The sequence below is a fragment of the Castellaniella sp. WN genome (assembly GCF_054457555.1).
Map to the genome: position 1 here is coordinate 1,139,899 of NZ_JBTKZC010000001.1, position 24,174 is coordinate 1,164,072.

The 24,174-nt window shown below is 67.9% G+C and carries 21 protein-coding genes; 9 read left to right on the plus strand and 12 right to left on the minus strand.

Annotated elements, in window-relative coordinates:
• Nucleotides 1-34 precede the first annotated feature (34 nt).
• From ACTPOE_RS05210 to ACTPOE_RS05235, 6 genes are all read right to left on the minus strand, one after another.
• On the minus strand, nucleotides 35-820 hold the full coding sequence (locus tag ACTPOE_RS05210) for an amino acid ABC transporter ATP-binding protein (protein WP_458871155.1): 786 nt from the start codon (nucleotides 818-820) through the stop codon (nucleotides 35-37).
• Between the two features lie 24 nt (nucleotides 821-844).
• On the minus strand, nucleotides 845-1,561 hold the full coding sequence (locus ACTPOE_RS05215) for an ABC transporter permease (RefSeq protein ID WP_458871156.1): 717 nt from the start codon (nucleotides 1,559-1,561) through the stop codon (nucleotides 845-847).
• A gap of 5 nt (nucleotides 1,562-1,566) precedes the next feature.
• On the minus strand, nucleotides 1,567-2,280 hold the full coding sequence (locus tag ACTPOE_RS05220) for an ABC transporter permease (RefSeq protein ID WP_458871157.1): 714 nt from the start codon (nucleotides 2,278-2,280) through the stop codon (nucleotides 1,567-1,569).
• Between the two features lie 70 nt (nucleotides 2,281-2,350).
• Nucleotides 2,351-3,115, minus strand: a complete 765-nt coding sequence (locus ACTPOE_RS05225) for a transporter substrate-binding domain-containing protein (protein WP_458871158.1) — start codon at nucleotides 3,113-3,115, stop codon at nucleotides 2,351-2,353.
• Nucleotides 3,116-3,178: 63 nt separating this feature from the next.
• The gene (rocF, locus tag ACTPOE_RS05230; protein ID WP_458871159.1) at nucleotides 3,179-4,114 is read right to left on the minus strand and encodes an arginase; all 936 of its coding nucleotides are present in this window, start codon (nucleotides 4,112-4,114) and stop codon (nucleotides 3,179-3,181) included.
• A gap of 14 nt (nucleotides 4,115-4,128) precedes the next feature.
• Entirely contained in the window at nucleotides 4,129-5,226 is a 1,098-nt protein-coding gene (locus ACTPOE_RS05235) for an ornithine cyclodeaminase (RefSeq protein ID WP_458871160.1), read from the minus strand.
• A gap of 245 nt (nucleotides 5,227-5,471) precedes the next feature.
• Here ACTPOE_RS05235 and ACTPOE_RS05240 point away from each other — a divergent pair, with 245 nt between their 5' ends.
• Nucleotides 5,472-5,897, plus strand: coding sequence for an Lrp/AsnC family transcriptional regulator (locus ACTPOE_RS05240; RefSeq protein ID WP_458871161.1), 426 nt, complete (start codon nucleotides 5,472-5,474; stop codon nucleotides 5,895-5,897).
• Nucleotides 5,898-5,938: 41 nt separating this feature from the next.
• Here the strand turns inward: ACTPOE_RS05240 and ACTPOE_RS05245 are convergent, their stop codons facing one another.
• Nucleotides 5,939-9,535, minus strand: coding sequence for a YhdP family protein (locus ACTPOE_RS05245; RefSeq protein ID WP_458871162.1), 3,597 nt, complete (start codon nucleotides 9,533-9,535; stop codon nucleotides 5,939-5,941).
• 89 nt (nucleotides 9,536-9,624) lie between these two features.
• Between ACTPOE_RS05245 and glnE the strand changes: the two genes are divergently transcribed.
• Nucleotides 9,625-12,381 carry a bifunctional [glutamate--ammonia ligase]-adenylyl-L-tyrosine phosphorylase/[glutamate--ammonia-ligase] adenylyltransferase gene (glnE, locus tag ACTPOE_RS05250; protein WP_458871163.1) on the plus strand — a complete coding sequence of 919 codons (2,757 nt, stop codon included), beginning with the start codon at nucleotides 9,625-9,627 and terminating at the stop codon, nucleotides 12,379-12,381.
• Nucleotides 12,382-12,498: 117 nt separating this feature from the next.
• Here the strand turns inward: glnE and ACTPOE_RS05255 are convergent, their stop codons facing one another.
• Complete coding sequence (locus ACTPOE_RS05255; protein WP_458871164.1) at nucleotides 12,499-13,350, minus strand: SDR family oxidoreductase; 852 nt, start codon at nucleotides 13,348-13,350, stop codon at nucleotides 12,499-12,501.
• Nucleotides 13,351-13,498: 148 nt separating this feature from the next.
• Here ACTPOE_RS05255 and ACTPOE_RS05260 point away from each other — a divergent pair, with 148 nt between their 5' ends.
• The 3 genes from ACTPOE_RS05260 (at nucleotide 13,499) to ACTPOE_RS05270 (ending at nucleotide 15,498) form a co-directional block, all read left to right on the plus strand.
• Nucleotides 13,499-13,906 (plus strand): winged helix-turn-helix transcriptional regulator, encoded by a 408-nt coding sequence (locus ACTPOE_RS05260; RefSeq protein ID WP_458871165.1) that lies wholly within the window; start codon nucleotides 13,499-13,501, stop codon nucleotides 13,904-13,906.
• Nucleotides 13,903-14,760 (plus strand): AraC family transcriptional regulator, encoded by an 858-nt coding sequence (locus ACTPOE_RS05265; RefSeq protein WP_458871166.1) that lies wholly within the window; start codon nucleotides 13,903-13,905, stop codon nucleotides 14,758-14,760. The genes ACTPOE_RS05260 and ACTPOE_RS05265 overlap by 4 nt, the downstream gene beginning before the upstream one ends.
• A gap of 102 nt (nucleotides 14,761-14,862) precedes the next feature.
• Nucleotides 14,863-15,498: a LysE family translocator gene (locus tag ACTPOE_RS05270; protein WP_458871167.1), complete on the plus strand. Its 636-nt coding sequence runs from the start codon at nucleotides 14,863-14,865 to the stop codon at nucleotides 15,496-15,498.
• A 122-nt stretch (nucleotides 15,499-15,620) separates the two neighbouring features.
• Here ACTPOE_RS05270 and clpB read toward each other — a convergent pair whose 3' ends face one another.
• A complete protein-coding gene (clpB, locus tag ACTPOE_RS05275; RefSeq protein ID WP_458871168.1) occupies nucleotides 15,621-18,212 on the minus strand; it encodes an ATP-dependent chaperone ClpB in 2,592 nt (863 codons plus the stop codon).
• Between the two features lie 267 nt (nucleotides 18,213-18,479).
• On the opposite strand from clpB, the gene ACTPOE_RS05280 reads away from it, so the two are divergent.
• The 4 genes from ACTPOE_RS05280 (at nucleotide 18,480) to ACTPOE_RS05295 (ending at nucleotide 21,487) form a co-directional block, all read left to right on the plus strand.
• Nucleotides 18,480-19,634, plus strand: a complete 1,155-nt coding sequence (locus tag ACTPOE_RS05280) for a cytochrome P450 (protein ID WP_458871169.1) — start codon at nucleotides 18,480-18,482, stop codon at nucleotides 19,632-19,634.
• Nucleotides 19,635-20,008: 374 nt separating this feature from the next.
• Entirely contained in the window at nucleotides 20,009-20,839 is an 831-nt protein-coding gene (locus ACTPOE_RS05285; protein WP_458871170.1) for a class II glutamine amidotransferase, read from the plus strand.
• Between the two features lie 10 nt (nucleotides 20,840-20,849).
• The gene (locus tag ACTPOE_RS05290) at nucleotides 20,850-21,047 is read left to right on the plus strand and encodes an oxidoreductase-like domain-containing protein (protein WP_458871171.1); all 198 of its coding nucleotides are present in this window, start codon (nucleotides 20,850-20,852) and stop codon (nucleotides 21,045-21,047) included.
• A gap of 200 nt (nucleotides 21,048-21,247) precedes the next feature.
• Nucleotides 21,248-21,487: a DUF2249 domain-containing protein gene (locus ACTPOE_RS05295; RefSeq protein WP_043681763.1), complete on the plus strand. Its 240-nt coding sequence runs from the start codon at nucleotides 21,248-21,250 to the stop codon at nucleotides 21,485-21,487.
• 78 nt (nucleotides 21,488-21,565) lie between these two features.
• On the opposite strand, the gene ACTPOE_RS05300 is transcribed toward ACTPOE_RS05295, so the two are convergent.
• The 3 genes from ACTPOE_RS05300 to ACTPOE_RS05310 all read right to left on the minus strand — a co-directional run bounded on the left by ACTPOE_RS05300 (nucleotide 21,566) and on the right by ACTPOE_RS05310 (nucleotide 24,166).
• Entirely contained in the window at nucleotides 21,566-22,201 is a 636-nt protein-coding gene (locus ACTPOE_RS05300; protein ID WP_458871172.1) for an SDR family oxidoreductase, read from the minus strand.
• A gap of 26 nt (nucleotides 22,202-22,227) precedes the next feature.
• Nucleotides 22,228-23,157: an alpha/beta hydrolase gene (locus ACTPOE_RS05305; RefSeq protein WP_458871173.1), complete on the minus strand. Its 930-nt coding sequence runs from the start codon at nucleotides 23,155-23,157 to the stop codon at nucleotides 22,228-22,230.
• 88 nt (nucleotides 23,158-23,245) lie between these two features.
• Nucleotides 23,246-24,166, minus strand: a complete 921-nt coding sequence (locus ACTPOE_RS05310; protein ID WP_458871174.1) for an alpha/beta hydrolase — start codon at nucleotides 24,164-24,166, stop codon at nucleotides 23,246-23,248.
• Nucleotides 24,167-24,174: the final 8 nt, after the last annotated feature.

Consider the following 24,174-nt stretch of genomic DNA (forward strand, 5'->3'; position numbering starts at 1 on the left):
GCTCCTTCGGGAGCTTTTTTCATGGCCAGCCCCCTCAAACCAGGATCCGCCGCAGAAAGGCCCGCGCCCGATCGCTGCGCGGCATGGTGAAGAAAGAGACGGGATCATTGTCCTCGACGATGCTCCCCTGGTCCAGGAACAGCACCCGGCCGGCCACCTGGCGCGCAAAGCCCATTTCATGCGTGACGCACAGCATCGTCACGCCGCTGTCGGCCAATTGCACCATCACGTCCAGCACCTCCTTGACCATCTCGGGATCGAGGGCGGCCGTGGGCTCGTCGAACAGGATGATCTTCGGATCCATGCACAGCGCCCGGGCGATCGCGACCCGCTGCTGCTGGCCGCCGGAAAGCTGGGCCGGATATTTGTGCAAATGCGCACGCATGCCGACCTTGTCGAGGAAATGGCAGGCACGCTCCCGGGCTTCCTGGCGTCGAAGCCCGCGCACCGACATGGGCGCCAGCGTGCAATTGTCCATCACCGTCAGATGCGGGAACAGATTGAAGTGCTGGAACACCATGCCGATATCCCGCAGGACCGGCGCCGCCCTGGACGCGGCGCTCATGATGTCGGCCCCCAGCACTTCGATCCGGCCGTGCTGGGCCTCCTCCAGCCGGTTGATGCAGCGGATCAGCGAGGACTTCCCCGAACCCGAAGGTCCGCACAGGACGATCCGGTCGCCCTGGCAAACACGCAGGTCGATGTCCCTCAAGGCGTGATAGTCGCCATACCATTTGTTCAGGCCTCGGATGTCGATCACGGCGGACGCGCCGCCGGCCAGGGAGTCTTGCAGATAGCGATGCTGGATGGGAGCGTTCATGACGATTCGGTCCGTAAGCGGGCCCTAGCGGCCCAGGTGGCGGGACAGGCGTCCCTCCATGATCCGCAGCGCACGTCGCAACACCTCGACGATGAGCAGGTACAGCGCCGCGGCCCAAAGATAGATTTCGAAATCGAAGCTTCTGGAATAAGCCAGTTTGGTGACGCCCATCACGTCGTAGACGGTCACCAGGGAAGCGATCGCGCTGGCCTTGACCAGCAGGATCATTTCATTGCCCAGCGGCCCGATCGCGATCCGCATGGACTGCGGCAGGATCACGCGCAGGAAGGCCCGTGCCGGTCCCAGGCCGAGCGCCCGGCAAGCCTCCCTCTGCCCGGCGGGAATGGCCAGGAGACTGCCGCGAAAGATTTCGGCCTGATAGGCCGCCGTGTTCAGGGTGAAGGCCAGCAGTGCGCACCACCAGGGATCCCGGAAGAACCACCACAGATCGATCGACTGCCAGAACCCGCGAAAGGCGCTCATGCCGTAATACAGCAGGAACAACTGGGCCAGCAGCGGCGAGCCGCGAAAGAAATAGACGTAGCCGCGGCTCAGTCCCCGGGCCAGCCGATGGTCCGAAAGCCGTCCCAGGACCAGCACCCAGGCCAGCAGCCAGCCCAGGACGAACGACAGCGACACCAGCTTGATGGTGATCCAGAAGCCTTCGAGCATGCGCGGGCCGTAGGCCTCCAGCAAGGATGGACTCAGGATATGGGACAAAAGACTCGTGACGGATTCCATGGCGGTCAGGCCTTTTGCAAGTGGCGCGAAAAATAGCCCTCGGCGCGGGAAAATAACAGGCCGGAGGCCGCCGACAGGATCAGGTACAGCACGCAGGCCGCGCTGTAGAACAGCACAGGTTCGCGCGTCGCCGTCACGGCCTGGCTGGTCTGGCGCATGATGTCCGCCAGCGAGATGGTCGAAACCAGCGACGTGTCCTTGAGCAGGGTCAGCCAGTTGTTCGTCAGGCCCGGCAAGGCCACCCGCATCAACTGGGGGAACGTCACCCGCCATAGCGCGGTCCAGCGCGACAGCCCCAGCGCCCGCGCCGCCTCGGCCTGTCCCGCCGGAATGGCCTTGAAAGCGCCCAGCCAGACTTCGCTGGAAAAAGCGGCCAGCACCAGACTGAAGGCGATCACGCCCGCGACGAAGGCGTTGACGGCGATACCGCCCTCGTGGCCGAAATGCCGCATCAGCCTTTCAGCCGCGATCTGGCTGCCGTAATACACCAGGAACAGCGTCAGGAGTTCCGGCAGGCCGCGGAACACGGTCGAGAACACCGTGGCCGACAGACGCGCGGAGGCTCGCCGCGACTGGCTGCCCAGCGCCACCAGCAGCCCCAGCGGAAAACCGAAGGGGACGCAGCACAACGCCAGCAGGATCGTGACCAGGGCGCCGGCCAGCAAGGCATCGCCCCATCCGCTCTCGCCCCAGGAAAGCAATTGCAATAAATCGAGCATGGAAGCATCGGCCCTGGCCGGGCCGCTCCGTGTGGATCATGCAAACGGCGGCTTGCGCCGCCAACCCGGGTCAATAAATATCGAGACCGAAGTAGCGTTGGGAGATCCGCTGATAGGAGCCATCGGCGCGAATCGCCCGGATGGCCTCGTTCAAGCGGGTCCGCAGGGCATCGTCGCCCTTGCGCACCGCGATGGCGATGTCCCCCTGCGTGTCAGGCAGGTCGCCAAGCAGTTTGCAACAGTCCTTGCTGTGCTTGCGCATCCACTCGATCAGGGGATATTTGTCGTGGACCAGGGCATCCAGGCGGCCGCTGGCCAGATCGCTGCCCGCCTCGTCGGCGGTCGGATACAGGCGCACCTCGGCGCCGGCCTTGCCGTAAACGTCCTCGGCGTACATGCCGGGCGTGCTGGAGGACTGGGCCCCGACCACCTTGCCCTTGAACGCCGCCGCGTCCGTGGACTGGAATCCGGCGTCGCGCAACACGGCCACGGACATCGAAGTGCGATAGTAGTGTTCGGTGAAATCGACCTGCTCGGAGCGCTCTTTCGTGACGGCCATGGACGAAATGATGGCATCGAACTTGCGCGCCATCAGGGCGGGAATGATGCCGTCCCAGTCCTGCGCGACGAAGACGCACTCGACCTGCATCTGCTTGCACAAGGCATTGGCGATGTCGATGTCGAATCCCACATAGCCGCCCTTCGCGCTGGGCGCGCTGAAGGGCGGATAGGCGGCCTCCAGGCCGACGCGCAGGGTCTCCGCCTGCGCGGAAACGCCGGCCCCCAGACCGCAGGCCAGCATCAGCGTGGCCGCCAGGGTTTTCAGATTCTTCATGGGTTTGTCTCCTGTTTTTTATGGAAAAAGCCCCCGGGATGTCTGATCGTCCCGGGGGTCGGGTCAAGATTTCAGCGGTTTCTCCCGCACCAGGGTGCTCTTGCCGAAAAGGCTTTCAACCATCTGCACAGCCGCCTCGGCGGTGCCATTGCGCACATCCAGCGCCGGATTCAGCTCGACGATGTCCAGCGAGGCGACCCGGCCCGTGTCCGCCAGCATCTCCATGCACAGCTGGGCCTCGCGCCAAGTGGGCCCGCCCTGCACGGTGGTGCCCACCCCGGGCGCATAGGACGGGTCCAGAAAATCCACATCGAAGCTGACGTGGACGTGGGCGTCCCCGGGCAGATCCGCCAGGGCCGCCTGCATCACCGCCCGCATGCCGAGTTCGTCGATCATGCGCATGTCGTACACATCCAGACCCTGTTCACGCACGAACAGGCGTTCCTGGCGATCGACGCTGCGAATGCCGATCATGCGCAAGTCGCTGATCCGCAAGGCGGGGCCATCGCCGCCCAGGTTCACCAATTCGTCGGGACCGAAGCCGCACAGGCAGGCGACCGGCATCCCATGCACATTTCCGCTGGGCGTCAGGCGCGCCGTATTGAAATCCGTATGGGCGTCCAGCCAGAGCACCCTCAGGGGGCGCCCCGTCCGGCGACAATGGCGGGCAACCGCGCCCACCGAGCCGACGCCCAGGCAATGGTCCCCCCCCAGCACGACGGGCATGCGGTCCGCCTGCAACTGCGCCGTCACGGCGTCGAACAGGGCGCGATTCCATTGCAGCACCTCGGACAGATGCCGATAGCCGCCGACCGGCGGCTGCCAGGGATTGGAGGGGCCGGCCAAGTTGCCGGTGTCCTCCACACGCAGCCCCTGCCGGGCCAGGGCACGCGCCAGGCCGGCCACACGCAGGGCCTCCGGTCCCATGGACGCGCCGCGCGTGCCCGCCCCGATATCCGTCGGCACGCCGATCAGGGCGGCCACTTTTTCCGTCATCATGAGTCCGCGCCGGATCAGGCTTCGTGCGGGCATGCCAGCGCCGCCTCGCCCGCTCCGTCCATCTCCCCGGCGGCGTGCGAAACCCGGCCGGAGTCCAGCCGCCGCATGGCGCCGAACAGATCCTTGGGATCTCCCGCCTCCGGGACCAGCTCGAACTCGCGTCCGATCCGCAGTGCGCGCGCCTGATCCCACAGGAAACGCAGGGCGGAGAAATCCTCCAGCGCGAAGCCCACGGAATCGAATACAGTGACCTCGTCATCGAACCGGCGCCCCGCGGTCCGCCCGGCCAGGACTTCCCAGAGAGGGACCACCGCATAGTCGGCGGGCATCTGCTGGATTTCACCCTCGATCCGGGACTGGGGCTCGAATTCCACGAAGGTCGTCGCGCGCGACAGGATGTCGGCATGCAGCTCGGTCTTGCCCGGGCAATCGCCGCCCACGGCGTTGATGTGCATGCCCGGCTGGACCATGTCGGGCGTCAGGATCAGGGCGTTGGCCTTGTCGGCCGTGACCGTCGTGACGATGTCCGCCCCGTTCACGGCTTCCCGGACACCGCGGACCGGCTGGATGTCCAGTCCCCGGACACCGGCCAGATTGCGCATCAGCTTGCGGGTGGCCTCCGGATCGACGTCGTGGATCCTCAGGGTGTCGATGCCCAGCAGGTGATGGAACGCCAGCGCCTGGAATTCGCTCTGGGCCCCGTTGCCGATCAGCGCCATGACGCGGGCATCGCGACGTGCCAGGACACGGGCGGCCATGACCGACGTGGCGGCCGTCCGCAAGGCGGTCGTCAGCGTCAATTCGCTCAGCAGCAGCGGCCGGCCGGTGCTGACCTCCGCCAGAGCGCCGAAGGCCATCACGGTGGGCAGGCCCCGGAAGGGGTTGGACGGATGGCCGTTGACGAACTTGAAGGAATAACGATCCGTGTCGGCCGTCGGCATGAGCTCGATCACGCCGACTTCGGAGTGGCTGGCCAGGCGGGCCGTCTTCTCGAACGACTCCCAGCGGACGAAGTCGTCCTGAATGTAGCGGGACAGCAGGTCCAATGCCCTGCGGATGTCCATGCGGCCGACCAGCGTGGATACATCGGTCGTCGTCAGCATCAATGCCATGATGCGTCTCCTTATCTGATTATTGTGTCCTTGCCCTGTCGCCCGGAGCCTCTGCGCGCCAGCCCCCGGGTCCGCGGCGCACGGCGCCGGCGGGATCGAGGGCCCGCCGGAATGTTCCCGGTCGGGCTGGATTCATTATTCTCGATAGGGAAGCCAATTCATAGCGTCAATTTTCTATAAAAAATGATAATATTTTGAACAATTCTAATATTCTCTCTGACACTTTAATTAAAACGAGACTTGGAATGGACTCGCTCGATCACCAGATCCTCTCCTACCTGCGCGGCGATGCCCGCATCTCGGTCGCGACACTGGCCAAGAAACTGGGGGTCTCGCGCGGCACCATCTGCAACCGCATCGCCCGCATGGAGCGCGATCACATCATCCTGGGCTATACCGTGCGGGTGCAGGCCGATGCGCAACCGCAGGAAATCATCGCCTGGATGAGCATCGCGATCGAGGGCCACGAAGCCTCGCGCATCATCCATGCCCTCTCCGGCGAGCCGGCCGTATGGGCGCTGCACGATACCAATGGCCGCTGGGACCTGCTGGCGGAACTGCGGGTCACCAATATCGCCCAGCTCTCCGACGCCCTGGAGCACATCCGTCTGATCAAGGGCATTTCCGCGACCGAAACCAGTCTGCACCTGAAGACCCTGCAGCTGCGCTGAAGCACCCGGCGGAAAACGCCGCGCAGCCGCGGGCCGGCCGATCAGCCTCCGCCGGCCACGGGCTCCGCGGCCACCGGCATGTCCTGGACTTCGGGATCGTCCCACGATCCCGTGATGCGGTAGCGCACCGCCATGCTCTTGGCCAGCGGCGCCTTCAGCAGCCATTGCGTGACGAAAGCGCCCAGGCCGATCAGAGGATTGACGGCGATGCCGGCGGCCAGCGCCGCGCCGCTGACGTCCAGATTGGGCACGATGACGGCCTGCATGTCCAGGGTCTCGTCCACGACATTGGTACTGCCTTCGAGCAGGATGGTGCCCGCCGATCCGATCACCTTGTAATCGCGGATCTTCACGTTCGCCCGGTCCATGTCCAGCGCGCCGCGAAACTGGTCGAAGGGGAAGCCGTCCTTGGGCAGGCCGGCCAGCCCGCGATCCAGCTTCGTCAGCCGGGCGATGGACTGCAGGGACAGGAACTCCAGCAGCTTGGCCGTGTGCGAGCCCAGTTTCTGGAACCGGCCCTTGTCGAGCTCGATCTCCAGCGTGCCGCTCAGATCCGCCTTCTCGCGCGTCCAGGGCAGGTTGCGCCAATGGAACCGCCCCTTGAGTGTGCCCTCGCCGCCGGACATCACGTTCTTCCAGCCGGCCCGATCCATCCACGCGCCCAGGTTGCCGGCCTGGACCGAGGCGTTCAGTTCCAGCCCGCGCTCCGGTCCACGCAGGCGCCAGGTGCCCGACCCGCGCAAGCGTGCATCCTCGTCGCCCAGACGCAGGTTGTTCAGTTCCCAGACATGGCGAGCGCCATCACGCACACCTTCCAGGGACAAGGCGCCCATCGAGTGTCCGTACAGGCGCAGTTCGTCGGCCTGCAGCACGATGCCCGGAATCTCCAGATCGTCGTCGAACGAGGCCTCCTCGTCGGGCTCAGCCTCGGGCAGCAGGGACCGGGCATCGCGCGGATCGTCGCCCAGGCTCAGGCGGGAGAAGCGGGCCGACATGCGGCCCAGCACCCGCCCATCACGTTCCTGCCACTTGAGGGTGCCGGCGGTCTGTTCCGAGCGCAGGTTCATCGACCATTGCTCCTCGGAGGAACGCAGCACCCGCAGCACGGCCTGATCCAGGCGCGTGCCCATCAACCGGAGTTGGTCGGCCTGGGCGCTCAGCACGCTCAGGTCCGGCCACAGCGGCCGCGCGGCCGACCGCCGCGCGCCGACGCCGCGCCGAGGGATTGAAAACTCATCCACGATACGGTTCCACAGGTCCAGGTCGAACAGTGGGTAGGCGATCTCGACCCGCAGGCCGTCCGCGCCGGCGTCGGCGGCACGTCCCACTCCGACGGCGACACCCTGGAAATACGGCCCGTTCCGGGTCTTGCGGTCGTGCCGCAGGGCCAGGCGCAGCGCGTCGCCATACTGCGCGTCCAGCCGGTCCGCCCCGGGATCGGCATCCGACCACTGCACATGCAGGGACCGGGGCTGTTCAGCCGGCTTGGCCAGCGGCGCGGGAAAGTCCAGCGCCAGACCCATGGTGTCCGAATCCAGGGTAAAGACCGTGTCCCGACCCTGCCGGCGCAGCAAGGCCCGATAGTCCAGGGCGCCCGTGATCCGTCGCATGCCTGGCACGCCCACGTAGTCCGCCAGAGCCTGGGCGCCGATCCGGCCCTGGAAATCCAGGCCAGTGCTCCGCGACCCGCCCAGGCTGCCGCCGATCTTCACCCCCCCTCCGAGGAGCCGCGCTGTGAGGGGCTGGGCGATACGCACGCCCTGCTCGCTGAAATGCAGCTGTCCGTCGATATCCTGGATGGCCGGCGCGCGCGGCAGGAATTGCAGGCTGCCTTGCCGCAGGTCCACGCGCCCCTGGACCTGGGTGTCCTGGCTGTGCAGCAGGGGGATGGTCAGGGACAGGGGCACTTTCCAGTCGCCGCCGGCGCTCGCCTCGTCGAACACGCCGTCCAGCAGGGTGGCCAGCGGCGAGCGCCGGATCAGCGCCATGTAGGCCTCGCCGGGAGCGGCGGTCTGACCGGATATGTGCAGGGTGGAGTCGTGTTCGAGGTCCGGAATCCGGGCTTTCAGCCCCGACAGGGCGATCTCCTGGCCGGACCCGGGGCGCATCCGCGCCGCTGAGGCCGTCAGCCTCAGGTCGGTTCGGTGCAGGTCGGCCGTGCCCGTGACGTCCTCCAGCATGGGCCAGGCGTCCTTCGGCGCCGCCCCGGGCACGAATTCGATGCGCGCGCCGCGAAAACTCCCCTGGACGCGGAAATCGCCCGCCCGCGGCTGGCTGCCGAAAGGGAACTCCGCCAGGTCGCCTTGCAGCCGCCAGCGGGCGTCCACGACCTCGCCGGCATGCAGGCCGCCCGCCAGCCAGTCCCGGGCATCCTGGTTGACATCGAGCGGCAAGTAGCGATGGATCGCGTCCAGGCGGGCGTGAGCGATCGTACCCTGGAAATCGGCCCGGCCGGCGATCCCCCCGGACTGCCAGGTCCCCGCGCCCCGCAGGGCGATATCGGGGTTGCGCCAATCCAGATCGTCCAGCGCCAGGTTCCAGGACCCGGCGTGCCGCAGCCGGCCCCGGACTTCCAGGAGCCCCAGGGACAGGGGCTGACCGAATACGGCGGGGACGGTTCCCCGCGCACCCTGGGCGCGAACCTGGAAATCCAGGCCGTCGGGCATCGGACCGTCCCGGCCCAGGGCCTGCCATTGATCCAGCGCGCCAGCGGCCCAGATCCCGGCCCGGGGCATGTCCAGGGACAGCCCCGAGTCCGCCGCCCAGCGCACGTCATCGGCCTCCAGCAGCAAGGTCAGGCGGGGCCGGCCATCCCGGGTCCGGACCCAGGCCTGCGCCTGCATCCCCCCCCGCAGCAAGTCCTCGGGCACGTCCGCCCAGGCGCGCCAGGCCCGCGAGCGGACCGGCCCTACCCGCAGCCAGGCCTGCCAATCGGTGGGCAGGCGGCCCTGCGCCAGCCGGTCGGGATCGGCCAGCCGCGCGCGCAGGTCGAGCCGGGCATCGGCCGCGTCGGGCACCCGGGCGCTGAGCGATACGCCGAGCGCCCCGCCTTCGCGGGCCATGACGGCCTCGACGCCTTCCAGGCGCAATTCGGGCGCGGCACGCACCTGGTCCACCCAGCGCAGGGTGATATCGTGGAATGCGATCCTGGGCTGGGCCAACAGCCATCCCAGGGCGGGCGCGTCCCCGGGATCCTGCGCACCGCTCAGGTCGAGAGTCTGGCCCAACAGGCCGAGACGCCCGTCCGGCAGCCGATCCAGCGTCAGGTCCATGCCGCGGACCCGCAGGTCCAGCAGCCCCCGGCGTCCCGGCAGGATGGCCCGCCAGTCCAGCCGCGCGCGCGCCTCGGGGATGGTCATCAACAGGTCGCGGCCGTCGGCAGCCCGCAGGCGCGTGCCCCGCACGTCGAATTCTGGATTCCAGCCGTGCCAGCGGACCTGGATGGGGCCCAGTTCGACCCGGACGCCCAGCGCCTCGGACAATCGCGCGTCGATACTGGGACGCCAGGCGTCGATCTGCGGCAGCACGGCATACCGCAAGGCCAGCAGGGCGATCCCGATGCAGAAGTACAGGCCGACGGCGACCACGAGCAGCCGGCGGCCCCAGGTGGAACCATGGCGTGAAATGGATTGGCGCATGCCACCTTTTGCAGTATGTTAGGAACCCTTTGGAAACCCCCGGAACCCGCGCCGCGCACGGCGGGTCCCGCCCACCGCAGGCAGTCCCCATGTCCGAGACCATTATATTCAAGCCCGCCCTGCAATGGTCCGGCGCCCTGCGGCGCTATCTGACGGCGCACCCCGGAGAGGAATCCCGCCTGACGGCCGACGCCGCCCGGCCCATCACCCGCAAGACCCTGGCCGACTGGTACGCGGAACTGCTCGGTCCCGCCGCGACCCGGCCCATCCCCCAGGCCGACCTGAGGCGCGCCCTGCGGCGGCTGCGCGCCCGGGCCTTCGCCACGCTGACGGTGCGCGACATCGCCGGGCAGGCGCCCCTGCACGAGGTCGTGGCCGCCATGTCGCACCTGGCCGACCTGGCGGTGGGCGAGTCCTACGCCTGCGCCATGCACACGCTCATGGAAACGCACGGAGTTCCCCGCCACCCCGACACCGGCCAGCCTCAGGACATGCTGATCCTGGGCATGGGCAAGCTGGGCGGCAAGGAGCTGAACGTCTCCTCGGACATCGACCTGATCATGCTCTACGATGCTGATGGCGAGACCGACGGCCGGCGGCGCATCAGCCATCATGAGTTCTACGGCAAGGTCTGCCGGCTGATGATGCCGATCCTGTCGGAACCCGACGCCGACGGCATCGTCTTTCGCACCGACCTGCGCCTGCGCCCGGACGGCGACGGCGGACCGCTGGCCTGGAGCCTGGCCGCGCTGGAGAACTACCTGGTGGTCCAGGGCCGGGAATGGGAGCGCTACGCCTGGCTCAAGGCCCGGCTGATCCCCTGCCCGTTGTTCGACGAGACGACCTTCGCCGCCCAGGCGCGCGACGTCGAATCCTTGCGGCGGCCCTTCGTGTACCGCAAATACTTCGATTTCGACGCGCTCTCGGCCCTGCGCGGCCTGCGCGAGCGCATCCGCATGGACTGGCAGCGCCGCGCACAGGCCCGCAAGGGCCTGGACACGCGCCACAACATCAAGCTGGGCGAAGGCGGCATCCGCGAGATCGAGTTCGTCGTCCAGCTCAACCAGTTGATCCGGGCGGGCCGCCAGCCTTCCCTGCAGCAGCGCAACCTGCTGGCGGCCCTGCACAAGCAGCGCCGTGCCGGTATCCTCGACGAGGCCCAGGCCACCGGCCTGGAGGCCGCCTATGTCCACCTGCGGCGGGTCGAGCACATGCTGCAATACCGCGAGGACGAGCAGACCCACCTGCTGCCGCGCACGGACGAGGGCATGGCCGCCCTGGCCCGGGCCATGGGCCATGCGGACGCGACCGGATTCCTGGCCGAGCTGGACGGGCACCGCGCCCACGTCGCCCAATGCTTCCGCGACGCCTTCCGCATCGCCGGCATGGGCGGCGATGCGCCGGAACCGGAAGCCCCGCAGGCCGAAACGCCCGCCACGACGCTATCGGACGACCAGGCCGACACCATGCAAGCGCGCATCGACGCTCTGCTCGACAGCCACCGGATCCGCAGCCTGCCGCGCGCCAGCCTGAAGCGCCTGCATGCCCTGCTGCCGGGCCTGACCCGGGCGGCGGCGCGCACCGACGATCCGCCCATCACACTGCAGCGGCTGCTGAACCTGGTGGAGCACATCGCCCAGCGCAGCGCCTACCTGGCGCTGCTTGCCGAATACCCGGAAACCCTGGCCCGCGTGGCGCGCATCGTCCATGCCAGCCCCTGGGCCTCGGAATACCTGACCCGCTACCCGCTGCTGCTCGACAGTCTGATCGAATGGCGCAGCCTGATGCAGGCGCCCGATTTCCCGGCTCTGGCCGAACAGTTGCGCAGCGACCTGGACGCCTGCCTGCTGCCCGACGGCCAGCCCGACGTGGAGCAGCAGATGAACCTGATGCGCGATGTCCAGCACCAGATCACCTTCCAGTTATTGGCCCAGGACCTGGAGAACGTCATCAGCGTCGAGGGGCTGGCCGATCACCTGTCCGCCCTGGCCGATCTGATGCTGGCCGAGGCCATCCATCGGGTCTGGCCCCAGGTGCTGCCGCGCGAACGCCGCGCCGACCCGGGCGAGCCGCGCTTCGCCATCATCGCCTACGGCAAGCTGGGCGGGAAAGAGATCGGCTACGCCTCCGACCTGGACCTGGTCTTCCTGTACGACGATCCGGACCAGGAGGCCGGCGAGCGTTACGCCAAGCTGGGGCGCCGTGTGGCGTCCTGGCTGTCCACCCTGACCTCGTCGGGCCGGCTGTACGAAATCGACCTGCGGCTGCGCCCGGACGGCGACGCCGGGCTGCTGGCCCTGCCCATCGACGCCTTCGAGCACTACCAGTTGACGCAGGCCTGGCCCTGGGAGCACCAGGCCCTGACCCGGGCGCGCTTCGTGGCGGGCGACGCCGCCATCGGCGCCCGCTTCGAGGACATCCGCCGGCGCATCCTGCTGCTGCCGCGCGACCCCGAAGTCCTGCGCCGCGAGGTCCTCGCCATGCGAGACCGGATTTCCCAGGGACACCCCAACCGCAGCGGCGACTTCGACCTGAAGCACGACCGGGGGGGCATGGTGGACATCGAGTTCATCACCCAGTTCCTGGTGCTCAGCCAATCCGGCGCCCATCCTGAACTGCTGGGCAATCTGGGCAACATCGCCCTGCTGGGCCTGGCGGCGCGCGCCTGCCTGATCCCCGGCACGCTCGCGGCCGAGACGGCGGACGCCTACCGCGTCTTTCGCCGGCGCCAGCACACCCTGCGCCTGCAGGGCGCCGACAAGGCGCGCGTGCCGCAGGCGGAATTCGGGCGCGAGCGCGAGGCGGTGCGCCGATTGTGGGCGCACGTGCTGGAGGAAAAGGACTGAATGCGGAGCGGCAAGGATTCTCCCGGCCGCCGGGCCGGAGAGCGTCTACACACGTGAAGCACCCGCTCCAGCCCGGGCGAGAAATGGGCGACGTTGATGCGGGTACTCGACAGGACACTAGGACTTCTTCAGCGCCGCCGCCACGGACACGGACAGCGGCGTCGTCGGCCGGCCGATCAGCCGCGACAACTGGCGGCCGTCGTCGAACAGCGCGCCCCGGGACGCGTCGGCATCCCAGCCGGCAATCGCCCGGGCCAACTCAGCAGGCAGGCCATGGTCCGCCAGGATGGCGGCGTAATCGGCCTCGGGCAGGTCGCGGTAGGGGATCGCCCGACCCGTCTGGCGCGAGATCTCGGTGGCCAGTTCGTCCAGCGTATAGGCGGTGTCGCCCGCCAGCTCATAGGTTTTCCCCTCGTGACCGGCCCCAGCCACGGCCACGGCGGCCGCTTCGGCATAGTCGGCGCGCGCGGCCGAGGCGATCCGGCCCCGGCCAGCGCTGCCGACCAGCGCGCCACCCGCCAGCGCGCCCGCCACGGAACCCATGTAGTTCTCGGTGTACCAGCCATTGCGCAGGATCGTCCAGGCCAGGCCGGAGTCCTTCAGCATCCGCTCGGTTTCCCGATGCTCGCCCGCCAGACTGAGCGGCGAGATGTCGGCATGCAGCAGACTGGTATAAACGATGCGCCGCACGCCCGTCGTCCGGGCCGCCTCGATCACATGGCGATGCTGTCCGGCACGACGGCCGACCTCGCTGGAGGAGACCAGCATCAGCGTGTCCACCCCCGCCAGCGCCGCCGCCAGGGTGGACGGCCGATCATAGTCGGCCTCGAGCGCCTGGATCTCCAGGTCGGCCGCCTTGGCGGGCGTGCGGACCAGCGCCCGCAAGCGGGAAGGTTCCGCGCGGGCCTTCAGTCGTTCGACGATGAGGCGGCCCAGTTGTCCCGTGGCGCCTGTGATGGCGATGGTCATGATGTTTCGTCCTTGAAAGTTGAGGGTGATGCCACTCTACTCAATAAACAAACTTTTAGTAAGTACGCACATAAATGTTAGTATTGATCCATTAACGAGATCATTGATCCACAAAATCCGGATACGCCCGCGCAACCCATTCACATCCATGAAACAGCCTGCCCCGCCATCCGCAATCCGGGCCGCCACCCCCTTGCCCCTGTCGCAGCAGCTGCGTCCCGGCAACCTGTTGGCCGCCGACTGCCCTTCGCGCGAGGTGCTCAAGCACGTCACCAGCCGCTGGGGCGTGCTGGTGCTGATCGTCCTGGAAACCCGGACGCACCGCTTCAGCGAACTGCGGCGCGCCATCGGCGGCGTCAGCGAACGCATGCTGGCGCAGACCCTGCAGTGGCTCGAAGGCGACGGGCTGGTGCTGCGCACCGCCCTGGACGTCGTGCCGCCCCACGTCGAATACAACCTGACTCCGCTGGGCCGCGAGGCGGCCGAGAAAGTGCGGGTCCTGGCCGACTGGATCGAACTGAACCTGCCCCGGATCCACCCGGCGGAGACGCGATGAGCCCATCGAAGACCGGACGATCCTCGCCTCCCGCCATTGCACGCGACGAGCCGCACGAATCGTTCTGGCGCGATCCCGCCCTGTCCTTCGTGGAAAGTCGCCGGGCCTGCCGAAGCCGCGCCTGCTACGTGCCGCATCGCCATCCGACCTTTTCCATCGGCGCGGTCGACGAAGGCCGCAGCCTGTTCACCGGCGCCGCCGACGGCCCGATCGCGCTGCGCCCCGGCACGCTGGTGTTCGTGCCGGCTGAGCGCGTGCATGCCTGCAACCCGGTCCCGGACACCGCCTGGAGCTACCAGATGCTGCACCTGGACGCCGCCTGGCTGCTGGCCGTCCGGAAGGAATACGCCCGGGCCGGCTCGCATGAGGCCGAACCGGTCCGCATCGCGACCAGCCCGGCGATCTACGGACACTTCCGCCGGCTCAACGCGCTGCTGTTCTCCGACGCCGACCCGCGCGACAAGGAGGCGGCGCTGATCGAATTCATGGGCGACGCCGACGCCGAAGCGGGCTTGCGCATCGAGGCGCCCATCGTCCCGTCCAGGCAAGCCGAGCGGATCCGGCCTGCCCTGGACCACCTGCGCGCCGCCCCGGACTCCGACACGCCCCTGGACGAACTGGCGCGCCTGGCGAGCATGAGCCGCTACCAGTTGATCCGCGCCTTCCGGGCCGCCACCGGCATGACGCCGCATGCCTGGCAATTGAACCAGCGCGTCAACCTGGCCCGCGAGCGGATCCGGAGGGGCGCCAGCATTTCGGAAGTCGCCCTGCTGCTGGGCTTCGCGGACCAGGCGCACTTCCAGAGAGTTTTCAAGGCCTACACGGGTGTGACACCCGGCCGATTCCGGGCCTGATTCCGGGCCGGACCGCCCTCCAGGGGCGGAGCGGCCGCAATTTCCTTCAATACAGGACGCGCGCCCATCGGCACACTGCGAAAAAACACGCACGCGCACCGAATGCAGCAATTCCTGATCATCGCCGCGGCGCATTTCCTGGCGCTGCTTTCTCCCGGACCCGACTTCTTCCTGATCGCCAGGACTTCCCTGTCCGCCGGCTGGCGCGTCGCCAGCGGCGCATGCGTGGGCATCGCGCTGGCCAACGGGGTGTTCATCGTCACCGCGTTCACCGGCACCGCCGCCCTGCGGCCGGACGGCGCCCTGTTCATCGGCCTGCAGACGGCCGGCTGCGCCTATCTGCTGTACCTGGGATCCCTGTTCATCCGTCACGCGGGCCGCGACCGTCTGGACCTGCCGGGCGACCAGGCGGCCGGACCCGCATGCTCATCCGCCGCCTGGCGGCGCTCCGCCGGCATGGGCTTCCTCTCGGGCATCCTCAATCCGAAGAACGCGCTGTTCTACGCCAGCCTGGCCGCGCTATTGACCGGCCCGCACGCCGGCGCCGGCTGGAAAGCGGTCTACGGCGCCTGGATGTTCGGCGCGGTGCTGGGGTGGGATGTGCTGGTGGCCGTCATGATCGGCAACCGGACCGTGCTGCGGCGCTTCACGCGGTCCCTGCCCTGGCTGGAACGTATCTCCGGGATCGTTCTGATCCTGCTGGCGCTGGGCGTCATGGCCCTCCTTATGCTTCGCTGAAAGCAAGGGATCGAGGCGCCGCGACACGAAACAAAAACGCCGGACCGCCCTACCCGGCCGCCGCGTCCCGGAATGGACGCGACGAACGGAGGGCGGTCCGGCGCGGGCGGCGCGCCGGGTACTTACTGCAAGGTGCGCTCGAACACGAACTTCTCGCCGTCCCAGTCGACGGGGACCACGTCGCGCGGCCCGAACTCGCCTTCCAGGATCAGCCGCGCCACGGGGTTTTCCACGTACTGCTGGATGGCGCGCTTCAGGGGCCGCGCGCCGAACACCGGATCGTAGCCCGCGCGGGCGAGTTCCGTGACCGCCGCGTCGGACACCTCCAGGCGCATTTCCTGCTGCGTCAGGCGTTCGGCCAGGCGCTTGAGCTGAATGCGCGCGATCGGCTCGATGTGCGTGGCGTCCAGGCCGTGGAAGACCACGATCTCGTCGATCCGGTTCAGGAATTCCGGCCGGAACGCCGTCTTCAGCTCATCGCGGATGACTTCCTTGACCACATCGTAGGGCTGATCGGCCAGGTTCTGGATGTGCTGCGAACCGATGTTCGAGGTCATGATGATCACCGTGTTGCGAAAATCCACGGTACGGCCCTGGCCGTCGGTCAGGCGGCCGTCGTCGAGCACCTGCAGCAGCACGTTGAACACGTCCGGGTGGGCTTTCTCGACCTCGTCGAGCAGGATCACACTGTACGGCTTGCGGCGCACGGCTTCCGTCAGGTAGCCGCCTTCCTCGTAGCCCACGTAGCCCGGGGGTGCGCCGATCAGGCGGGCCACCGAATGCTTCTCCATGAACTCGCTCATGTCGATGCGCACCAGGTGGCTGTCCGAATCGAACAGGAAGCTGGCGAGCGCCTTGGTGAGTTCGGTCTTGCCCACGCCGGTCGGCCCCAGGAACAGGAACGAGCCGTAAGGCCGGTTCGGGTCCGACAGCCCGGCGCGCGAGCGGCGGATCGCCTCGGACACCAGGCGCACGGCCTCGTCCTGGCCTACCACACGTTCGTGCAGCACGGCTTCCATGCCCAACAGCTTGGCGCGCTCGCCCTGCATCATGCGCGACACGGGAATGCCGGTGGCGCGCGACACGACCTCGGCGATTTCCTCGGCTCCGACCTGGGTACGCAGCAGGCGCGGCTTGCCGGCCTCTTCCGTCCTGGGCGCGGATTCCGCCGCCTTCAGGCGGGCCTCCAGTTCGGGCAGGCGGCCGTACTGCAGTTCGGCGAGCTTGTCGTACTGGCCCTTGCGCTGCAGTTCGGCCATTTCCGCGCGGACCTGGTCGATTTCCTCCTTGACGGCCTGCGAACCCTGGACGGCGGCCTTTTCCGCCTTCCAGACTTCCTCGTAGTCATTGTATTCACGCTGCAGGGATTCCAGTTCGTCCTCGATGGCCTTCAGGCGGCGCTCGGAGGCCTCATCCTTGTCCTTCTTGACGGCTTCGCGCTCGATCTTCAACTGGATGATGCGCCGGTCGAGCCGGTCCATGACCTCCGGCTTGGAATCGATTTCCATGCGGATGCGCGCCGCCGCCTCGTCGATCAGGTCGATGGCCTTGTCGGGCAGGAAGCGGTCGGTGATATAGCGGTGCGACAGTTCCGCCGCCGCCACGATGGCCGGGTCGGTGATCTGCACGCCGTGGTGCAGTTCGTAGCGTTCCTGCAGGCCGCGCAGGATGGCGATGGTGGATTCCACGTCGGGCTCGTCCACCATCACCTTCTGGAAACGGCGCTCCAGCGCGGCGTCCTTCTCGATGTACCGGCGGTATTCGTCCAGCGTGGTCGCGCCCACGCAATGCAGCTCGCCGCGCGACAGCGCGGGCTTGAGCATGTTGCCGGCATCCATGGCGCCCTCGGCCTTGCCGGCGCCCACCATGGTGTGCAGTTCATCGATGAAAACGATGGTCTGGCCCGAATCCTGGGACAATTCCTTCAGCACCGCCTTCAGGCGTTCCTCGAACTCGCCCCGGTACTTGGCCCCGGCCAGCAGCCCGGCCAGATCCAGCGCCAGGATGCGCTTGCCCTTCAGGGTCTCCGGCACCTCGCCGTTGACGATGCGCTGGGCCAGGCCTTCGACGATGGCGGTCTTGCCGACGCCGGGCTCGCCGATCAGCACGGGGTTGTTCTTGGTGCGCCGCTGCAGGATCTGGATGGTGCGTCGGATCTCGTCGTCGCGTCCGATTACAGGGTCGAGCTTGCCCTCGCGGGCGCGGGCGGTCAGGTCCAGGGTGTATTTCTTCAGCGCCTGGCGGTTGTCCTCGTCCTCGGCGCCCGTCACGGATGCGCCGCCGCGCACGGCCTCGATAGCGGTTTCCAGCGCCTTGCGCTGCAGCCCGGCCTCGCGCAGGGCACGGCCGACCTCGCCCTTGTCGTCGGACAAAGCCAGCAGGTAGAGTTCACTGGCGACGTAGGTATCCCCGCGCTGGCCGGCTTCCTTGTCGGTGCGCGCCAGGGCGGCCTGCAGGTCGCGGCCGACCTGGACGTTGCCCTCGGTCCCCTGGACCGACGGCAGGGCCTTGAGCTGCCGGTCCAGTTCGGCCTGCAGGCGCGGCACGGCCACGCCCGCGCGCGCCAGCAGGCTGGCGGCTCCGCTCTCGGCGTCGGCCAGCAGGGCCGTCAGCAGGTGGGCGTTCTCGATATAGGGATGGTCGTGGCGTACCGCGAGGCTCTGGGCGTCGGCGATCGCCTGCTGGAATTTCGTCGTCAGTTTGTCGAATCGCATGGGTGTGTCCCTTGAATGGGAAGGGGGCGTCGCGCCCCGATGTTCGGTACATGCGGGCGAAAGATGGGTTTTTCAAGCGCCGGAGGCGTCCGCAAGCTCCCCGCGCCCAGGGTGCCGGCCGGTCCGCCCCGGCCTCTTGCGAAAGATCAAGCTTCCCTCCAATTAATCCCGCCGGGGCCGGGAAACCGGAGCCGAACGGGGCGCCCGCCGTGTTAGAGTCCGAACGACCTTGTCCAAGGTCGCTTCCGTATCGCCAGAAGAACCGCTATGAACGCACCCCAGGACTGGGACCCCCGCGCCCCCGAGGTCCTCGCCGACCCGATCGCCGCCTACGACCGCATGCGCCGCCGCTGCCCGGTAGCCCACAGCGACTACCTGCATCATTCCGTGTTCCGCCATGCCGACGTCATGCGGATCCTGCTGGACCACGAGACCTTCAGCAGCCAGGCATCCCGCCACGTCTCCGTGCCCAACAGCATGGATCCTCCCGAACATACCGCCTACCGCCGGCTGATCGAGCCCTATTTCGGCCCGGAGCGCATGGCGGCCTTCGAGCCGGTCTGCCGCCGCCTCTGCGCCGACCTGGTCGCCGCGCTGCCGCGCAACGAGCGCGTCGAGATCATGTTCGGCCTGGCGCACCCCTTCGCCCTGCGCATGCAATGCGCCTTCCTGGGCTGGCCCGACAGCCTGCACGAGCCGCTGCGACAGTGGATCCAAAAGAAGAACGTCGCCACGCTCTCGGGCGACGCCCATGCGATCGCGGCCGTGGCCACCGAATTCGACGAGACCATCCGCGCCCTGCTGAAAGTCCGCCGCGACGCTGGCGACCGGGCGCCGGACGACGCCACCACGCGCCTGCTGCGCGAGACCGTGAACGGCCGTCCGCTGACCGAGGACGAGATCGTCAGCATCCTGCGCAACTGGACCGTCGGCGAACTGGGCACCATGGCCTCCAGCGTCGGCATCATCGCCCACTACCTGGCGATCCACCCGGACCTGCAGGACCGCCTGCGCAGCCAGCCGGAACTGGTCCGGCCCGCCAACGACGAGATCCTGCGCATCCACGCGCCGCTGATCGCCAACCGGCGCGCGACGACCTGTCCGGTGCGCCTGGGCGGCGCGCAGATCCCGGCCGGCGAACGAGTCACGCTGATCTGGGCCTCGGCCAATCGCGACGAGGCCGTCTTCGGCGATCCGGACGAATTCCGTCTGGACCGCGACCCGACCCTGAACCTGCTCTACGGCGCCGGCATCCATGCCTGTCCGGGAGCGCCCCTGGCGCGCCTGGAAATCGAGGCCATGATCCAGGCCCTGCTGGCGGGCACGCGCGCGCTGGAACCTGTCGCAGACCAGCCGCCCATGCCGGCGATCTACCCGGCCAGCGGCTACCGCCAGGCGATGCTGCAATTGCGCCACACCTGAGGCGTAAAGGGTCCCGGCGCCCCCGGCAGCATGCGGGGCGTCCCTGGACGACCGCATGACACGGTTTGTTTTGCCGCCGGGCAGCCCCAAGGCAAAACGCGCCCCCTCGGGGGGATGAGCCCGGACGCAAGGCAGTCCCCGCGGACTGGCCTGCGCCTGGCGAATCCGAGCGGCATGCAGGCCGTGAGGTGGATGCAAGCAGCCAAAGGCTGCGCAGCGTGGGGGCGCAATTTCGTGGCGAAGAAAGGACACTGCATAAGCTCATCGCGGATTCTCACGCCAAGCGACGGTTATATCCGGTCCGGCAAGACTACAATTCAGGCATGAACCATTCGGGGCGGCATCCGCCCCGGTTTGCTTGGAACTTGCCTGCCATGTGTCAGTTATTGGGCATGAATTGCGCCACGCCCACGGACATCACGTTTTCCTTTGCGGGGTTCGCCGCGCGCGGCGGCGGCACCGACCACCATGCCGACGGCTTCGGCATCGCCTTCTACGAAAATCGCGGCTCGCGCTGTTTTCTGGACAACGCGCCCTGCTGCCGGTCGCCGGTCGCCGAGCTGATCAAGCGCTACCCGATCAAGTCCCGCAACGTCATCGCCCACATCCGCAAGGCCACCCAGGGCGCCCTGGAACTGGAAAACTGCCACCCGTTCGTGCGTGAAATGTGGGGCCGGCACTGGCTGTTCGCCCACAACGGCGACCTGAAGAATTTCGATCCCGATCTGCGCGGCGATCACCTGCCGATCGGCCAGACCGACAGCGAACGGGCCTTCTGCACCATGATGGAAGGGCTGCGCGCCCGCTTCGGCACCCGCGAACCGGAAGGCACCGAGCTGTTCGCCGCCGTGGCCGATATGACGGCTGGACTCACCCGCCACGGCGTGTTCAATTTCCTGATGTCCAACGGCCGCTGCATGCTGGCGCATTGCTCCACGAACCTGTATTACATCGTGCGCGCCTGGCCCTTCCAGGTGGCGCATCTGGTGGACACCGACATGTCGGTGGACTTTTCCCAGACCAACGCGCGCGGCGATTGCGTCTCGGTCATCACGACCAAGCCGCTGACCGATAACGAGACCTGGACCGCCTTCCAGCCGGGAGAACTGATGATGTTCGTCGACGGCCGCCCTCAGTCCGGCCAGACCATCGAGATTCCCGAGGACGTCCGGCGCAGCAACCGGGCCAACCTGACCTGCGTCTGAGAACCGCCTCATGAGCGTGCCGGACGACCCCGCCGACGATCCCCGCCCCGAGGAGCCCGTCGAGCCCGATCTCAACGAATGCTGCGGCAACGGCTGCGAGCCCTGCGTGTTCGACACCTACGCCGAGGAAAGGCGCGCCTGGCAGCAGGCGGTGAAGGACTGGGAAGAACGCCATCGGGACCGGACCGACGCAACGCCGGCAGCCTGAACCGAGGCCGCGTCGGGAAAACGGCACGCGTGTCCACGCATCCACATCCTGAACCGGGACCGGCGAACGGCCCGATGCGCCGCCGGACAACCTTGCTGCGCATAGGGTTCCCGCGGGTTTTCCCGGGGCGCGTTCCTATAATCGGAAGCTCCCACCCCCTCTCACAGGAATGACGCACCGTGGCTTCCGACGCTATCCCGATGTTCGCTGAAAACACCTATCCCCTCGACGCGCGCGGCATCGCCAAGCGCTTCCGGCACGCCGCCATCTTCGGCGCCCTGTCGGCGCTGCAGCCGGGCGAAACCATGCGCTTCTGCAACGACCACGATCCCCTGCCGCTGCTGCAGCAGCTGAAGAACCACTTCGGCGAGAACATCCAGTTCGAATACCTGGCCCGCAACCCCGGCGAAATCGTCATCGACTTCCACATCGTGCCCTGACCCCGGGAAGCTGCCAGACCGCCCCAAAGCCGCCCTCCCGGGCGGCTTGTTCATGCGCGCGGCGGCGCGGGGCGACACCTACATGAAATACGGCTTGTCGCCGTCGCTGCCCGGCTTGTTCAGGCCCAGGTTGGCGCGCACATGCAGCGCCGGAGCGCGGATGACGCGGCCGATCAGATCGCCCACGCTGTGGCGCGATACGACGGTGCCCCTGAACGGTTCATGGCGAGCGGTCAGCTCGTAATCCACCTCGTCCTCGTCCGTCAGCCAGGCCGGGCGCAGGATGGTGTAGTCCAGGCCCGAGGCCTCGATGGCGTCGGCCGCCCGGCGGAAAGGCTTGAGCGGCTCGCCGATGATGTCCCGGTTCCATGCCCCGAACCTGCCCGGCACCTCGTCGTAAATGCCCAGCGAGAGCACGAACACCAGGCGCCGGACGCCGGCGTCTTCCATCGCGGCGATCACCCGCATGGCCTGGGTGTCCAGGTCCTCGCCGGTCAGGTTGGCGTAGACGATGTCCTGTCCCGCCACGGCCTGTCGCAGCAGATCCCGGTTCAGCACGTCGCCGGTCACGACCCGCGCATTGGCGGGCGTATCACCCAGTGTCTTCGGGTTGCGTACCAGCAGGGTCAGCGCCAGGTCCGGCGCGTCGGCCAGGTCCCGGATCACCCATCGTGCGATCTGGCCGCCGGCGCCCAGGATGAGGATGTTTTTCATGTCGGATTCCTTTTTCTCACGATGCGTCACAGGTGCTGCTTGAAGAACGGCACCACCTGGGCCAGGGCGATCGCCACCGGCTCGGGCTTGTCGTACAGGTCGTAGTGCGACCAGCCTTCGGCGACGACGATCCGCTTGTCCTTCGAGGCGGCTCGGCCGTAGATTTCCCAGCCGTCGCGGTAAGCGCCGAAGGCGCCCGGCTTGTCGCCGACCACCACCATCAGCGGCTGCGTCAGCAGGGTTTCCGCATTCAGAAAGGCGTCCCAGCCCATGGCGGCGCCGCTGAAGGACATCAACTGGCGGGTGGCGCCGTTCGGCTGCCGGCCGCGGGCGGTCTTGTAGTATTCGGTGGCCTCGAGCACGTCGATGTCGGTGATGCCGGCCCGCCGGCCCTCCTCGACGGACTCGGGCAGCAAGTCGGCGGCGTGGCGCGCACCGCCCCGGGCCTCATCGGTGCGCTGTCCGGCCATGCGTTCGGCGAGCGCCAACGGCTTGAACTGCGCGAAGCCTTCGCGGATCAGACGGCCGTAGTTCACACCGGAGATGGACGCCAGCGCCTTGATGCGATGGTCGGTGATGCCGGCGTGCACCGTGTAGGCGCCGCCGCCGCACACACCGATGGCGCCGATGCGCCCGGGGTCGACATAGGACAGCGACTGCAGGTAGTCCACGGCGAAGCGGATATCGGACACGCGGATCGCCGGGTCCTCGATGAAACGCGGCATGCCGCCGCTGGCGCCCTGGAAGCTGGCGTCGTGCACCAGCACGACGTAGCCTTGCTCGGCCAGCCCCTTGGCGTAGACGTTGCCGGCGGTCTGCTCCTTGCAGCTGCCGATGGGGTGGGTGCTGACGATGGCCGGATACTGTTTCCGCCGGTCGAAGCCCGGAGGCAGGTAGAGGTCGGCGGCGGTGTCCCAGCCAAGGTTCGGGTAACTGACGTGTTCGATCGTGCTCATGAATGACTCCGATGATGACCTGGAACGCCGGGGCGCGGGCGGTCCGGCCCCGACGAAAAACGGTTGAAGAGGAAATGACGGCAGGCGCTTATCCCAACGTACGCAGGAAGAACGGCGCCAGCACCGACACGGCCCCGTCCACATGGGGACGCCGGTCGTACAGCGACATGTGATTGGCGCCCTCGACCACATGGAAATGCTTGTCCCGGCTGGCGGCGCGGGCGTACAGGTCGTCGCTCATCCATTTGCTGCCCGCGGCCGCGCCGGCCACGATCTGCAATGGCTGGGTCAGGAAGGCCTCGGCCTTGTGGTAGGCGTCGTAGGGGATGATCTGGTTCAGGCTGCGCGCGGTCATGAAGCCGGGGGCGTTGGGGTGCTCGCAACGCGGCGTGTGGTAGTACTCCCAGGCCTCGCGCAGTTCCTCGTTGGGGGCGTCCTCCTCGCGCAGCGGGGCGAGCGGAAAGCGCTCGCCGACGGCCGCCGCGGCCGCATCAGCGCTGCGGGCCCGCGAGCCCATGCCGATCAGGCCGACGGCGTCGGCGTCCTTGACGCCGCCATCCCAGCCGTTGCGGAACATCTGGCCGATGTTCACCGCGCTCACCGTGCCCACCGCCCGGATGCGACGGTCGTTGATCGCGGCGTTGACCGTGTAGCCGGCGCCGGCGCAGATGCCCATGGCACCGATCCGGCCCGCATCCACGTAGGGCAGCACGGTCAAGTAATCGACGACCGCGCTCACGTCCTCGGTACGGACGTGGGGGTTTTCCAGCTGGCGGGGCATGCCGGTACTCTCGCCCTGGCAGGACGCGTCATAGGCGACGGCGACGAAGCCGTGTCCGGCCAGCCGGGCGGCGTACAGGCCGGCGGTCTGCTCCTTCACGCCACCGCCCGGATGGGAAACGACGATGGCGGGACAGCGCAGGCCCGGATCGAAATCGGCGGGCAAGTGGATGTGCGCGGCGAGGGTGACGCCCTGGCCGTTCAGGTTCGGGATACTGGCTTTTTGCATGGCTTCGG